At 63.7% G+C, this 14367-nt stretch carries 16 protein-coding genes; 11 read left to right on the plus strand and 5 right to left on the minus strand.

Going from position 1 to position 14367, the window contains the following annotated elements; genetic code table 11:
• Positions 1-595: 595 nt before the first annotated feature.
• Positions 596-745 (minus strand): hypothetical protein, encoded by a 150-nt coding sequence (locus tag JQ632_RS02415; RefSeq protein ID WP_212400671.1) that lies wholly within the window; start codon positions 743-745, stop codon positions 596-598.
• Positions 742-1026 (minus strand): hypothetical protein, encoded by a 285-nt coding sequence (locus JQ632_RS02420; protein ID WP_212400672.1) that lies wholly within the window; start codon positions 1024-1026, stop codon positions 742-744. The genes JQ632_RS02415 and JQ632_RS02420 overlap by 4 nt, the downstream gene beginning before the upstream one ends.
• Before the next feature lie 724 nt (positions 1027-1750).
• Between JQ632_RS02420 and JQ632_RS02425 the strand changes: the two genes are divergently transcribed.
• Both JQ632_RS02425 and JQ632_RS02430 read left to right on the plus strand, forming a co-directional pair.
• Complete coding sequence (locus JQ632_RS02425; RefSeq protein ID WP_212400673.1) at positions 1751-2065, plus strand: hypothetical protein; 315 nt, start codon at positions 1751-1753, stop codon at positions 2063-2065.
• A gap of 273 nt (positions 2066-2338) precedes the next feature.
• Entirely contained in the window at positions 2339-2656 is a 318-nt protein-coding gene (locus JQ632_RS02430; protein WP_212400674.1) for a DUF1476 domain-containing protein, read from the plus strand.
• Between the two features lie 14 nt (positions 2657-2670).
• On the opposite strand, the gene JQ632_RS02435 is transcribed toward JQ632_RS02430, so the two are convergent.
• On the minus strand, positions 2671-3252 hold the full coding sequence (locus JQ632_RS02435) for a TIGR00645 family protein (RefSeq protein WP_212400675.1): 582 nt from the start codon (positions 3250-3252) through the stop codon (positions 2671-2673).
• Between the two features lie 163 nt (positions 3253-3415).
• Here JQ632_RS02435 and JQ632_RS02440 point away from each other — a divergent pair, with 163 nt between their 5' ends.
• On the plus strand, positions 3416-3688 hold the full coding sequence (locus tag JQ632_RS02440; protein ID WP_212400676.1) for a hypothetical protein: 273 nt from the start codon (positions 3416-3418) through the stop codon (positions 3686-3688).
• 3 nt (positions 3689-3691) lie between these two features.
• Here the strand turns inward: JQ632_RS02440 and JQ632_RS02445 are convergent, their stop codons facing one another.
• Positions 3692-3832 carry a hypothetical protein gene (locus JQ632_RS02445; RefSeq protein ID WP_212400677.1) on the minus strand — a complete coding sequence of 47 codons (141 nt, stop codon included), beginning with the start codon at positions 3830-3832 and terminating at the stop codon, positions 3692-3694.
• Positions 3833-4637: 805 nt separating this feature from the next.
• Here JQ632_RS02445 and JQ632_RS02450 point away from each other — a divergent pair.
• Positions 4638-5567: a septal ring lytic transglycosylase RlpA family protein gene (locus JQ632_RS02450; protein ID WP_212400678.1), complete on the plus strand. Its 930-nt coding sequence runs from the start codon at positions 4638-4640 to the stop codon at positions 5565-5567.
• On the opposite strand, the gene JQ632_RS02455 is transcribed toward JQ632_RS02450, so the two are convergent.
• Positions 5561-6517: an alpha/beta fold hydrolase gene (locus tag JQ632_RS02455; protein ID WP_212400679.1), complete on the minus strand. Its 957-nt coding sequence runs from the start codon at positions 6515-6517 to the stop codon at positions 5561-5563. The genes JQ632_RS02450 and JQ632_RS02455 overlap by 7 nt on opposite strands.
• Before the next feature lie 259 nt (positions 6518-6776).
• On the opposite strand from JQ632_RS02455, the gene JQ632_RS02460 reads away from it, so the two are divergent.
• From JQ632_RS02460 to JQ632_RS02490, 7 genes are all read left to right on the plus strand, one after another.
• A complete protein-coding gene (locus tag JQ632_RS02460; protein ID WP_212400792.1) occupies positions 6777-7934 on the plus strand; it encodes a D-alanyl-D-alanine carboxypeptidase family protein in 1158 nt (385 codons plus the stop codon).
• A gap of 2 nt (positions 7935-7936) precedes the next feature.
• Positions 7937-8623 (plus strand): dTMP kinase, encoded by a 687-nt coding sequence (gene tmk / locus JQ632_RS02465; protein WP_212400680.1) that lies wholly within the window; start codon positions 7937-7939, stop codon positions 8621-8623.
• Positions 8620-9666, plus strand: coding sequence for a DNA polymerase III subunit delta' (locus JQ632_RS02470; protein WP_212400681.1), 1047 nt, complete (start codon positions 8620-8622; stop codon positions 9664-9666). The genes tmk and JQ632_RS02470 overlap by 4 nt, the downstream gene beginning before the upstream one ends.
• Before the next feature lie 104 nt (positions 9667-9770).
• Complete coding sequence (gene metG, locus JQ632_RS02475; RefSeq protein WP_212400682.1) at positions 9771-11738, plus strand: methionine--tRNA ligase; 1968 nt, start codon at positions 9771-9773, stop codon at positions 11736-11738.
• A gap of 12 nt (positions 11739-11750) precedes the next feature.
• Positions 11751-12539, plus strand: coding sequence for a TatD family hydrolase (locus JQ632_RS02480; RefSeq protein ID WP_212400683.1), 789 nt, complete (start codon positions 11751-11753; stop codon positions 12537-12539).
• The gene (locus JQ632_RS02485) at positions 12536-13336 is read left to right on the plus strand and encodes an MBL fold metallo-hydrolase (RefSeq protein ID WP_212400684.1); all 801 of its coding nucleotides are present in this window, start codon (positions 12536-12538) and stop codon (positions 13334-13336) included. The genes JQ632_RS02480 and JQ632_RS02485 overlap by 4 nt, the downstream gene beginning before the upstream one ends.
• 47 nt (positions 13337-13383) lie before the next feature.
• Entirely contained in the window at positions 13384-14367 is a 984-nt protein-coding gene (locus tag JQ632_RS02490) for a DUF5672 family protein (RefSeq protein ID WP_212400685.1), read from the plus strand.

Consider the following 14367-nt stretch of genomic DNA (forward strand, 5'->3'; position numbering starts at 1 on the left):
TGCGGATTAGTGAAGATCAGCTAGAGCGGCAGATTCACGGAGGCCATCGCCGCTTCGCGCGAGTCAGTGCCGCCAACCGTCCTTGTCGAGCTCGACCCTGAAACCTCCCGGCAGCTGCGGCATCTCGCCTTCTGTCACGACTTGCAGCCGGCGTTACTTCGTTGGGTGCAAGTCGCCTTGAAGCCAGCGGCCAAGGGCCTTGGAATGCACTGGATCTTCATGCGTTGCGAACGTCGTAAGCGCGTGATTGCAGACAGCGCATCGAAACATGTGCAAGTCCACGCCTGGGCTCTTTGGCTCGATGCTGACGAGCATCATCTGGGCCTTGCACCTTGGACAGGCGGGGCGCGCAAATGGAGCCGGTGGAATGGGCTGCGCCAATCTGGCGGCCCACCGTTGTTCGAACTTTCTTTCGAGGTCCGCAGGGATCGTGCTCATGATCCGAACTCCGGGGTTCGCGGGTCCTGCCCCGGTGCTATCGCGTCAACGCTTGCCGTGCCCTAAAGGTCCTAACCAGCACCAGAGGGAACCACGCCCGCCAGCTGAGGCGGTAAAAACAGGGTCCGCCTGTTCACGCTGGCGGGCCTTCCTTTCGTCATTCTTCGATCACGTCATATTCGAAGGCGACGCCTTCAGGATCGTTCTCCTCAAACCATCTTTCAGCAGCGTCCACATTTGCGAACACCTTGATGTGGTCCGCATCCCCGACCTGTTTGCTCGTGTTGATGTAGACAAAGACCGTCATCGGATCACCCAATACGCTTTGGCTTTCTTACGTCGTGGTTCAGCATTTGGCGGCGACTTGCCGTGGTTCAAGGCTCGCATGATGCCGATCCGCGCGAACATCGTCGGGCCGCCGAGCTCGACCACCAAGATCAATGCTTCCATCGCCGCTTGCCACTCGGGCCGGTCGTGAACGGCCTTCGGTAGCGCCGCGATATACTCGCCCGCGTCGCGCAGTGTGACGAGCTTGTGCCCGCTGGCGTCGATCGGCTCGTCGAAAGGCCGCCCCCAGCCCCCACTCATTTGGTGCGCATAATTTTGGTTTTGTCATCCACTGTGTCGATCGCGGTACACGGCATCGGCCGGAATCGCCGTAAATTTCGGATGCGTCTCTCATGGCGCTTCCTCCCTGCACTTGAGCCCGCCGGGAATGGCGGGCTTCCTTCGATGCATTGGAGAATGGCCCTGTCGTGCGCGTGCAGGGAAAATAGGGATTTTGGTTCGATTTTGGCTCGTTTGCCAAATTAACCTAATTAAATAAATTAAATGGAAGCGGTGTCAAATAATGCATATGCTGAGAAGGCTTGGCGCCAGAGCCCTAGCGTCCAAGCGAACCTTGCGGTCTCGGCACCGGTCCACCCAATGCCGAGACCGTTTTAGGCGTCCGGGTGGTCGCGAGAGTCATGGACCGAGATCGTTTTGAGGCGATGTCCATCGAAGAGTTGTGGGCTCTCCATACGGAGATCGACAAAGCTCTCGCCGCGAGGATTTTTGCCGAAAAGAACGAACTTGAAAGGTGGCTTGACCAACTCGGCCGCGCGCGGAACGGAGCCGACCCGCAAAAAAGTTGAGTTGGCAGACTGCCGGCAATACTGGATTAGGTGACCATTAGCCAGGTAACCCCGGCGAACGTTCGGCGGTGAGCTTCATCGATATTCCATAGCCGGACTAGTCCGGCCGCACGTCGACGCCACGCTTGCCGCAGGCGGAGCGGACGAAGCGCGGCTCGATATCCGAGAGCGCACGCGTGATGGAATTCGCCTCGATCGCCCAGCGGTCGCAGCCGTCATGGAGCCAAGCCTATGAAGCGGACCGGCCGAATGATCGTCTACACCGTCCTGGTGATCGTGGTTCTGCTGCTGGTCTGGCAGTTTCTCGGATCGCTGTGATGCTTCGCGGCAAGCCATGCGGCGACCGCACCGGCGACGCTCCCGATGCCAGTTGCGATAATGGCATTATGCCCCCGATTTGCCCGACGCGTCAAGATAAATTCGGAAAAGGCGCAAGCCATCCTGCCGGCCGTCACCCGCTACTTTGCATGGGGTTGTTTTCGATGTTTTGACGGGGCCCGGTCCGTCAGAGCCGGCTCACAGCCCGCCGTCGCCCCAGAACAGCCTCAGCGACAGCCTCAACGACAACCTCAACGACAGTTTTGGCGGCTCCATGCGCGGTCTCACGAGGAACGCACAAAGCAGGCGCGATTCGTCTTGGCGAATGATAAGCTTCGGTTCGAGCCGACGGCCCTGGAGCAAGGGAGCCTTTCGCGACAGGGCGGCTCCGGTTAGGATTTCGGCACGTCTGGCAGCCATCATCCCTTTGGAAGGGAGCTCGACCGATGACGACATTCGACAAGCGCGAGCAGGGATTTGAAGCCAAATTCGCTCATGACGAAGAGCTGATGTTCAAGGTCATGGCACGGTCGACCAAGCTGCTCGGGATGTGGGCCGCCGCCCAACTCGGGCTCGGCGGAGGTGCCGCGGCGACCTACGCGACCCAGCTGGTGACGACCAATCTGGAGAGCCGGACCAGCGACGACATCGTGCGCAAGGTAGCCGCCGACCTCGCCGGCAAGGACGTGTCCACCGAGGAGGTTGCGCGGAAGCTGCAGGAGTTTCAGCACCAGGCCCTGCAACAGCTCGAGGCGGACAGGTAGGGGCGCGGCCCGGCTCAGTCTGCGTGGTTGCGCGCTTCGCGGTCGCTCAGCCGGTCGACACAGGCGATGCCGATCGCCGAGACGATGAAGGTGAGGTGGATCAGAACCTGCCACATCACGCCCTGCTCGGTATAGCCGGCGCGGCCCGAGCCGAGATTGCCGGCCTCGATGAAGGTGCGCAGCAACGCGATGGAGGAGATGCCGATGATCGCCATCGCGAGCTTGATCTTGAGCACGCTCGCATTGACGTGGCCGAGCCATTCCGGCTCATCGGGATGGCCTTGCAGGTCGAGGCGGGAGACGAATGTCTCGTAGCCGCCGACGATCACCATCACGAGCAGGTTGGAGATCATCACGACGTCGATGAGCGCCAGCACGCTCATCATGATCTGCTGCTCGCTGAAATCGAGCGCGTGCCAGGAGAGGTGCCAGAGCTCCTTGATGAAAAGCGCGATGTAGACGCATTGCGCGACGATCAGGCCGAGATAGAGCGGAAGCTGAAGCCAGCGCGAGCCGAAGATGATCATCGGCAGCGCGCGCATCCGCGGGGGGCGGGGAAGGCGGGACGGGCTCGTCGTTTCGTGCTCAGCCGACATGCGGGCGAGATCCACTCTTCAATTTGACCGGGCACCCATCTACCCCGACAAGATGGCTGACGGAAGACACCGCCTCGCGTTGGCGTCGCGCGGGTTGCGCGGCATACTGCCATCCCGGCGGGCAAAGGCTTCGCCGGCGGATGCAGGCAGCGGTGAGGGGGCGATGTTGCGGACTTTTCGGCTTGCGGGCGCGACGGCCCTGCTGCTCGGCCTCGGCCTCGGCGATCTCGCGGCGCTGCCGCTGACGCCGTTTCGCTACGAGGACCAGGCGCAACGTTATTGTCCCGGCGACAAGGTGGTGTGGCTGGATTTCAGGAAGGGCGTCTATTACCGGAAGGGCCAGAAGCTCTACGCCCAAGGGTTCGACGGCAGCTTCGTCTGCCTGAACGAAGCCAAAAGCAGCGGTTTTCGCCGTTCGCTGCTGGGCGTGCGGTGAGCGCTATTTCTCGGTCGGCAGCTTCACCGGGACGTGGGGCGAGGTCGAGACCACGCGCGGACTTCCGTCGGGATAGGTGCGGCCCTTGATCAGCGCTTCCAGGACCAGGAAGAACTTTTCGGCGAGCATGTGCGTCACCCTCATTGGTGAATGCCTCTTCCATTAGGTCGAGGCACGAGGGCGGGACATTCAATCAACTAAATGGGAGACGGGCGGACACTGCCCAGATGACTTGGCCCACACGACTTGCGTTGCAACGCAACAGCCGAATTTGAGAGTCGGAAAAGGGGCGTTCAGGCGAACGCCAGAGCCATCAGGCTGGAGCAAAGCAGCACCAGGCCGCTTGCGGTCAATACGAGAAAGCCGTCGGACACCAGGTCATGATTGCGCATAGGAACACCTGCCGCTCTCGTCTTCGATGCTCGATCGGATCGATTAAAGCTTTCCGAACGCGCTCAGTTGAAAGAGGTGATGCGTGTCGTCCCGCGCGAGGGCTTCAGGCTCTCGTGCGGTATCCTTCAAAGGCATGAGCCAGGAAGATCCCCGCGCTTACCAGGCCCATCAATGCTGAAACCGTCTCGATCATCCCAATACTTTCGCAAACCGCGTTGCGCCCCTGCACGTGCGAGAAAACGCGGGCAGCCTTGCACAGTCAAAAGGATTCCAGTGGCTTCGCTGACAATCGGGGGGGAGTGATGTTTTGGGGCAACAGCTTGTGCGAGACCGGGACAGCAATCGCGGCTGCAAGCGCCGGTGCCTCCGTAGATCAACGAGGAGGCTGCGAAGGTCTGGTTTACCATCTCGGCGCGATCACGCCGCGCTCCCCATTTCCGCCGTGTTCGGGTTGCGTTATCGTCGCCTTTCCGGGCGGTGGTGGGCCGCATCGGGCAATTGCCGGCAGAGGGCCTTCGAATTGGGCACACGTCCGGTGGAATGGTATTTGGGGCGAATGGGGATCCGACGATCAGATTCGGTGGTGCGGGCCGCGCGTGGCGTGGCGATGGCCGCAGCCTGTCTCGCGCTCGCCAATTGCGCCTCGTCGGGCAAGTTCGCGAGCCGCGTCGATCCGAAATACGGGGTGTCGTCGAGCCCGCGGGTGGTGGCCTGGGGCGACCCCGTGCCGAAAGGCGGCGGCACCTATCGCGTCGGCAAGCCCTATGTGGTGGCCGGCAAGACCTATGTCCCGGAGGAGGATGCCAACTACCGCGCCGAGGGCATGGCCTCCTGGTACGGCGACGATTTTCACGGCCGCCTGACCGCCAATGGCGAGGTCTTCGACATGACGTCGCTGACCGCGGCGCATCCGACCCTGCCGATGCCGTCCTACGCCCGGGTCACCAACCTCTCGAACGGCAAGTCGCTGGTCGTCCGTGTCAATGACCGCGGCCCGTACCACGGCAACCGCCTCATCGACGTCTCGAACAAGGCCGCTGAACTGCTTGAATTCAAAGGCAATGGCGTCGCTAAAGTCCGGGTCGAATATGTCGGCCGCGCGCCGCTGGAGGGGTCCGATGACCGCCAGTTGATGGCGACCCTGCGCACCGGCGTTCCCGCGCCGACGCCCTCAATGGTCCGCGTCGCCTCGGCAAAACCGTTCGTTCCGGAGCTCACGTCCTCGCGCGGGACGATCCGGGGTGAGGTTCCCGTGCCGGAGGGCCGTCCCTATAACCTCGGCAACACGACCGCCGACGTTGCATCGATCAACGCGACCTCGGAAATGTCGGCCTCGAGCCGCCGGGGACGGGCGCTCCAGAATGCGCGCGCGGTATCCTACGATCAGGACGGCCGCTACACGGCCGACAGCGGTCCGTCATCCGCCTATGTCTCCAGCGGGGCGACGGAGGCCGCCGGCATCCTGAGCGGCCGCGGGCTCTACTGAGCCGACGCCTCTTTCAGGAACATCACCAGGGCGGCGTTGACCTCGTCGGGCCGCTCCTGCTGGACCCAATGGCCGGCGCCCTCGATAATCAGCTTGCGCGTGAGGTTGGGCAGCACAAGCTCGAGCTTGTTGACGAGCTTCGATCCGATCAGGCCCGTAACGACGGCATCCTTCGAACCTGCGATGAACAGCGACGGCTGGCGGATCTGGGCGTCCTGCCAGGGCGCGGTCAGCTCCCAGTTGCGATCGAGATTGCGGTACCAGTTCAGGCCGCCGCGAAAGCCGGACTTGCGGTAGCTCTCGGTGAAGTACGCAAGATCCGCCTCGGGCAGCCAGGCCGGCAGCGGCTCGGTGCCGGTTGCATGGCCGAGGAATCCTTTTCCCTCTTGCACGAACATGGCGCCGTTCGGATCGGCAAGGCCGCGCCCGCCGAGCACGATACGCATGGTACGAGCGACGTCGCGCTCGAACTCGGCTTCGGCCGCGCCCGGCGTCTGAAAATACTGCCAGTAGAAATTGGTGATGCCGTTCTGGCGCAAGAGGTCGAGGGGCTTGCCGCGTCCGCGGAGCGGCGGCGGAACACTGAGGCCGGCCACGGCCGTGAACATGTCCGGCCGGAACAGCGCGGCATGCCAGGCCACCGGCGCGCCCCAGTCATGGCCGACGACCATGGCCTTGGTTTCGCCGAGCGCCTGCACCAGGCCGACGACGTCGCCGACGGTGTCGAAGATGGAATAGGCCGAGACGTCTGATGGCGCCGAGCTCTGGCCGAAGCCCCGCATATCGGGCGCAACGACATGAAAACCCGCCGCCGCGATCGCGGGAATCTGGTGGCGCCAGGAGTAGGACAGTTCCGGCCAGCCGTGGCAGAGCACCACGAGCGGTCCCTGGCCTTCCTCACGGACGAACAGATCGATCCCGTTGGCCGTGATCATGCGCGAGGGGGACATCGCTTTTCCGCCTTGTTTCAGGGGTTTGGTCTGATTTCGTGAGGTGTCACGATAGGCACCCGGGCCGGGCCGCGCAATCTCCCGGTGACGACGCCGTTCCGTGTGTTGTTTGCCCCGGTTCCAACTGTTAGAACGCCGCTCTCAGGGCTACGCCATGGCATTTCGCGCTCTTCAAATCCTCCAACCGGGAGAGGCCGCCCGGTGGCTCGCGCGCGGGCTCATCGCAGCCGCCGTCACGGCGAGCCTCGGCTGGAGCGGCATGCTCTACGCCGCCAATCAGAGCGTGCAGGGCGGGGTCAAGAAGGAAGACGCCGGTTTTGACGGCGACGCCCCGAACGCGATCCTGATCGAGGCCACGAGCGGCAGCGTGCTGTTCGAGAAGAACGCCGACGAGCTGCGGGCGCCCTCCAGCATGATGAAGATGATGACCGCCGAGGTCGTCTTCAACGCCATCAAGAAGGGCGACATCAAGCTCACGGACGAGTACCGGATCAGCGAGAACGCCTGGCGCAGGGGTGGTGCGCCCTCCGGCGGCTCGACCATGTTTGCCGCCATCAACAGCAAGGTGTCGGTGGACGATCTCCTGCATGGCGCGATCATCCAGAGCGGCAACGACGCTTGCATCGCGCTCGCCGAGGCGATGGCCGGCAATGAGCGTATTTTTGCCACCGACTTCATGACCAAGCGGGCCCGCGAACTGGGCCTGACGAAATCCACCTTCGGCAATTCGAACGGGCTGCCTGACCCCGCCAACAAGATGACGGTGCGCGAGATCGGCATGCTCGCGCGCCACATCATCCTGACCTATCCGGACTTCTACAAATTGTTCGGGGAGAAGGAGTTCACCTGGAACAAGATCCGGCAGCCGAATCGCAATCCGCTGCTTAACGGGCTCGAAGGCGCCGATGGCCTCAAGACCGGCTACACCAAGGAAGGCGGCTACGGCATGGCCGGCTCGGCCGTGCAGAACGGCACGCGGCTGATCGTCGTCGTCAACGGCCTGGAAGACGCCGAGGATCGCGCCACCGAGGCCAAGAAGATGCTGGAATGGGGTTTTCGCAATTTCGAGACCCGTACCCTGATCGCGGTCGACCAGCAGGTCGGGTACGCGAAGGTGTTCGGCGGCGAAAGCCGCTCCGTGAAACTTGTGGCCAAGACGCCGGTCAAGGTCATGGTGCACAAGAACGGCAGCGACAAGCTGATTGCGCGCATCGTCTATAGCGGGCCGGTGCGGGCGCCGATCGAGGCGGGGCAAAGGGTCGGCGTCGTCCGGGTCTGGCGCAGCGGCAATATCGCGGTTGAGACGCCGGTGTACGCCGGTGAAGCCGTCGGCACCGGCTCAACCATGCGCCGGGCGATCGACGGGGCGAGCGAGCTCGTGATCGGTATGTTCCGCGCGGGCGCCGAGAAGCTCTGACCATGAGTGAGATTGCCGTGAAGCCGCCGTCCGGACGCGGACGATTCATCACCTTTGAAGGCGGCGAGGGGTCGGGCAAGTCGACCCAGATCAAGAAGCTCGCCGACCGGCTCAATGCGACCAAGCTCAGGACCATCGTCACGCGCGAGCCGGGCGGCTCGCCGGGCGCCGAGATCATGCGGCATCTGGTGCTGTCGGGCATGGGCAAGCTGCTCGGGCCCGACGCCGAGACGCTGCTGTTTGCGGCTGCGCGCGACGATCATGTCCGCACCGTGATCCAGCCGGCGCTCAGCCAGGGCATCTGGGTCCTGTGCGACCGCTTCTCGGATTCGACGCGCGCCTATCAGGGCAGCCTTGGCAGCGTGCCGGCGGGGATCATCAATGCCATGCAGCGGGTGACGATCGGCGATCTCAAGCCGGACCTCACCATCATCCTGGACCTGCCGGTGGAGATCGGCCTGCAGCGCGCCGCGACCCGCCGCGGCGCTGCAACGCCCGACCGGTTCGAGGGCGAGAATTTTCAGTTCCACCGCAATCTGCGCGAGGCCTATCGCAAGATTGCGGCGGACGAGCCCGAACGTTGCGTGCTGATCGACGCCAACGCCGACCCCGATACGGTCGCGGGCCGCGTGTGGGCCGCGCTGCGCGACCGCCTCCTCGCCAGGACAAATTCGGCAGCGCCCGCATGAGCCAGCGCAAGAGCGAAAGCGAGACCGCCATTCCGCATCCGCGCGAGACCTTTCGGCTGTTTGGTCATCGCGAGGCCGAGACGGCGCTGCTCGATGCCTATCGCAGCGGACGCATTCCGCATGCTTGGCTGATCGGCGGGCCGCAAGGCATCGGCAAGGCGACGCTGGCCTATCGCGTGGCGCGCTTCGTGCTCGCCCACGGCGAGCCGCGCGCACCGTCGGTGCAACGCGCCGACAGCCTGGAAGTCGACCCCAACGACGCCGTCGCGCGCCAGGTTGCCGCCAGCTCGCATGGCGGACTGCTGACGCTGGAGCGCACCGCCAACGACCGCGGCGTGATGCGCACGGTGATCACGGTCGATGAAACGCGCGAGACGATTTCGTTCTTCGGTTCAACGGCGGCGGCCGAAGGCTGGCGCGTCTGCATCGTCGACACGGTCGACGAGCTCAATCCGAACGCGGCGAACGCGCTTCTGAAGATTTTGGAGGAGCCGCCGCAGCGATCGCTGTTCCTGCTGGTCAGCCACGCGCCGGCCCGCGTGCTGGCGACGATCCAGTCGCGCTGCCGCAAGCTGCGGCTGCGGCCGCTCTCGACCGACGACGTGATCCGGGCCGCCGCTGGTGCAGCCGATCTCGATGCCGGCGATCCGGCCTTGCGCGAGGCGGCCGACTCGGCCGAGGGCAGCGTCGCACGCGCATTGACGCTGCTCGGCGGCGATGCGCTGAAACTGCAGCAACGTACCGCGGCGATGCTCGCAAAGCTGCCGCAGGTCGATCCGCGCGAGCTGCATACGCTCGGAGATTCGCTGCCGATCAGCGACCGGGTGGCGCTCGCGGCCTTCATCGACGGCATCGATCGCTGGATCGCCGAGCGCCTGCATGCCGATGAGGCGAGCGCCAACCAGAACCTGCCGCGCCTTGCACGGCTGGCGGAGGTATGGGAAAAGATCGTCCGCGCCGCGCGCGACACTGAAACCTACAATCTGGAGCGAAAGCCCTTGGTTTTCTCGGTGTTCGGCTGGCTTGCGGACGCAACGCGCTAGAGCGTTTTCCAGCGAAGTGGACACCGGTTCGCGTCAAGAAAACGCATCAGAACGAGAATCCAGAGCTTTGGTTTCCAAATTTTCGAACTGTGAAGGAATTCGTGGTGGCCACGCGAGCTAAGAAGACTGTCGAACGCAAGAGCGGCAAGGCGTCAGCCAAGAAGACGACCAAGAAGGCTGCGAAGGCCCGCGCGCGCACGGCTGCGAAAAAAGCCAAAAAGCCCGCCGCCAGCAAGGCGAAGAAGACCAAGGCGCGCGTCACCAAGACGGCGCGCAAGGCCAGCAAGACTGCAGCAAAGAAGCGGGTCGTTGCCAAGAAAGCTGCCAAGAGGAAAGCGGCTGGCAAGAAAACGGCCAAGCAAGCCAAGCAGCCAGCCAAGGCGGTTGCCAAGAAGGCGAGGGTGAGTGCGCCCCAGGTTGCACCTGCGCCTGCTCCGGTTCCAACGCCTGCGAAGCCGAAGGCACCCCGCGCGCCTGTGAAGAAAGTGGTCGCCGCTCCGCAAGACGCGGTTCCCAAGGCGGCGCCTGCGCGCGGCAATGCGTTCTACATCACGACCGCGATCGCCTATCCCAACGGCCATCCGCATATCGGCCACGCCTATGAGGCGATCGCGACCGACGTGCTGGCGCGCTTTGCGCGCCTCGACGGCAAGGACGTGTTCTTCCTCACCGGTACCGACGAGCACGGCCTCAAGATGGTCCAGACCGCGCAGAACGAAGGGATGACGGCCTCGGCGCTCGCCGCCCGCAATGCCGGCCGCTTCAAGGAGATGGACGAGCGGCTCAACGTGTCGTTCGACCGTTTCATCCGCACCACGGAGGAACAGCACCATCGCTCCAGCCAGGAGATCTGGCGGCGCATGGAGGCGAACGGCGACATCTACAGCGACACCTATGCCGGCTGGTACTCGGTGCGCGACGAGGCCTATTACGCCGAGGACGAAACGCGTCTCAACGACGACGGCGTACGGCTCGGACCGCAGGGCACGCCGGTCGAGTGGGTCGAGGAGAAGAGCTACTTTTTCCGCCTTTCGGCGTATGCGGACAGGCTGCTCAAGCTGTACGCGGAGCATCCCGATTTCATCGGACCTGACTCCCGCAAGAACGAGGTGGTGAGCTTCGTCAAGGGCGGTCTGCGCGACCTCTCGATCTCGCGCACCACCTTCGATTGGGGCGTCAAGGTGCCCGGCGACGAAGAGCACGTGATGTATGTGTGGGTCGACGCGCTCACCAACTACATCACCGGTGTCGGCTTCCCCGATGAGGGCAACGGCAATTGGCGTTACTGGCCGGCCGACGTGCATATCATCGGCAAGGACATCATCCGCTTCCACGCGGTGTACTGGCCGGCGTTCCTGATGTCCGCCGGCATTCCGTTGCCGAAGCGGGTCTATGCGCACGGCTTCCTGTTCAACAGGGGCGAGAAGATGTCGAAGTCGGTCGGCAACGTCGTCGATCCCTTCAATCTCGCGGAACAGTACGGCGTCGACCAGATGCGCTATTTCTTCCTGCGCGAGGTGCCGTTCGGACAGGACGGTAACTACAACCACGAAGCCATCGTCGCGCGCATCAACGCCGACCTTGCCAACGATCTCGGCAATCTCGCGCAGCGCTCGCTGTCGATGATCGCAAAGCAGTTTTCCGGCGTGCTGCCGGAGCCCGGCGAGTTCAGCGACAACGACAAGGCGATCCTGGCCCAGGCCGACGGCATGGTTACCCTTGCGCGCGAGGCCATGGCGAGCCAGCAGATCCATCAATGGCTGAACGCCGTTTGGGCCGTGGTCGCCGAGGCGAATCGCTATTTTGCGGGTGAGGCGCCCTGGGCGCTCGCCAAGACCGATCCCGTCCGGCAGAAGACGGTGCTCTACGTCACCGCCGAAGTCGTGCGCCAGATCGCGATCCTGGCCCAGCCCGCAATGCCCGCGGCATCCGCGAAGCTGCTTGACAGCCTCGGCATCCCCGAGGGCGAGCGCAATTTTGCAGCGCTCGGCGGGCAAAAGCGGATTGCGCCGGGCACGACCTTGCCTGCGCCGACACCGGCCTTCCCGCGCTACATCGAGCCGGCGGCCTGAGGCGTCCTGACGATGCTGGTCGATAGCCACTGCCATCTGGATTTTCCGGACTTTTCGGATGATCTCGACGGGATCGTGTCTCGCGCGGCCGCGGCCGGGGTCGGCCGAATGGTCACGATCTCGACGCGGGTGCGGAAGCTCGACCAGCTTCTCGCCATCGTCGCCCGCTATGACAACGTCTATTGCTCCGTCGGCACCCATCCGCACAACGCCGACGAGGAAGACGGCATTTCGCCGGACGAGCTGATCGCGCTCACGAACCATCCCAAGGTCGTCGCGCTCGGCGAAGCCGGCCTCGATTACTTCTACGACAACGGCTCACCGGAAGCGCAGGCGAGGGGTTTTCGCGCGCATATCGCAGCCGCACGCGCGACAGGCTTGCCGCTCGTAATCCATACTCGCGAAGCGGATGAAGATTGCGCGCGCATTCTCGAGGAAGAGGCGGCCAAGGGATCGTTTCGCGCCGTGCTGCATTGTTACACCGGCGGGCGCGAGCTGGCGATGAAGGCGATTTCGCTTGGCCTCCACATCGGCTTCACGGGCATCTTGACCTTCAAGAAGTCGGAGGCCCTGCGCACGCTTGCGGCCGAGCTGCCCGCCGACCGCATTCTGGTCGAAACGGACTCGCCGTACCTTGCGCCCGGAAAATTCCGGGGCAAGCGCAATGAGCCGGCCTATGTGGTGGAGGTTGCCAAGGTATTGGCGGAAACACGCGGCGTGTCGCTCGATGAGGTTTCGCGCCAGACGACCGAGAACTTCTTCCGCCTGTTCTCCAAGGTGAAAGCCCAGGGAGCCGCATGACGCTGACATTGACGATCCTGGGCTGCGGCTCTTCTGCCGGCGTGCCGCGCCCGGCGCTCGGCTGGGGCGCCTGCGACCCGAACAACCCCAAGAACCGCCGTCGCCGCTGCTCGCTGCTGGTCGAAGAAACCTCCAATCACGGCACCACGCGGATCGTGGTCGACACCTCGCCCGACCTGCGCGAGCAGTTGATCTCCACCAATGTCGATCACATCGATGCTGTCTTCCTGACCCACGAGCATGCCGACCAGACCCACGGCATGGACGATCTGCGCTCGGTCGTGCTTCACATGCAACGACGCATACCGACCTATTTCAACCAGTCGACCGCCAAAGACATCATGGCGCGGTTCTCTTATTGCTTCATCTCGCCGGAAGGCAGCGACTATCCGCCGATCCTCGACCGCCATTCGATCGAGGCCGGCCACAGCCAGGCGGTCAGGGGCAGGGGCGGGGAAGTGACGATGACCGCCTTCCTGGTGCAGCACGGCAATATCCCCGCACTCGGTTACCGTATTGGCAATGCCGCCTACACGCCGGACCTCAACGACATCCCGCGCGAAAGCTGGGGCGCGCTCGAAGGTCTCGATGTCTGGATCGTGGACGGCCTGCGCTACACCGGCCACCCCAGCCATTTCAGCATCAAAGACGCGCTGACCTGGATCGACCGCTTCAGGCCGAAGCGGGCCGTCATCACCAACATGACCGCCGATGTCGACTATGAAGTGCTGCGGCAAAGCCTGCCCGCAGGGGTCGAGCCCGCCTATGACGACATGCGGATTGACGTCTCAGCCTGATCGCACCCTGTGGAACCCACGATGCATTCTGCTAAGCTGTGCTGGCAATGCATCCCGCGGCCGCCGCAACGACGACCTCCAAGCTCGACCTCACCGACGTCACGATCTGCGCCATCGATTCCGTCAACGTTTTGGCCACCGCGGCCGCGCTCGGCCGGTCGATCAGATCGTGCGCTTTCGGCGACGCAATCCTGTTCTCGCATGAACAGGCGGACGGACCGTTCCGGTGCGTCAAGATCGCGCCGGTTGGCTCGGCGGCCGCGTATTCGGAATTCCTCTACAAGCACATGCCGCGCCTGATCGCGACGCCCTTCGTGCTGGTCGTGCAGTGGGATGGCTTTGTGATCGATCCGCCCGCCTGGAGGCCCGACTTCCGGCAATACGACTATATCGGCGCGCCCTGGCCCTTCGTCAGCGACGGCCTCTCGGTCGGCAATGGCGGCTTCTCGTTGCAATCACAAGAGCTCCTGCGAGCGATGCTCGACGACAGGTTCTTGCTGCGCAAGGACGTGAATTCCGACTGGCAGGTCTGTCGCGATTTTCGCACGCAGCTCGAAAGCGAGTTCGGCCTTCGCTTTGCCTCGGAAGTCGTCGCAGAAAGGTTCTCTTACGAAACATTGCGGGTCCGGGAGTTTACCGACGCGCGGCCGCCGACCTTTGGCTTTCACGGCATGGGCAACATGTGGCGCTATGTCGATGATGCCGAGATGATCGCGATGGCGGATCGCTTGTCGCCCCATGTGTTTGCTTCGCACCATTACGCCAACCTGCTGGTGACTTATTTCTTGCTCGGCAGGTACAAGACATTCGCTGCGCTTTACGCCAGGCTCAAGATGCATCTCGCGGACGACACGGCTGCGCTGATCCGGAAGGTCGTCGGCGAGACCAATCATGATGTTGCCGCGCTGTTTGCCGGCCTTGGCGAACGGCTGATCACGCGACCGGGGCGTGCCTGGATGCTCGCCTGGGATCTGAAGCGCGCCAGGCGCGACGCACTGGTGCGCCTGGCCGGCGTCCCCGGATCAGTCTAG

The organism is Bradyrhizobium liaoningense (genome assembly GCF_018130955.1).
GTDB classification, from domain to species: domain Bacteria; phylum Pseudomonadota; class Alphaproteobacteria; order Rhizobiales; family Xanthobacteraceae; genus Bradyrhizobium; species Bradyrhizobium liaoningense_C.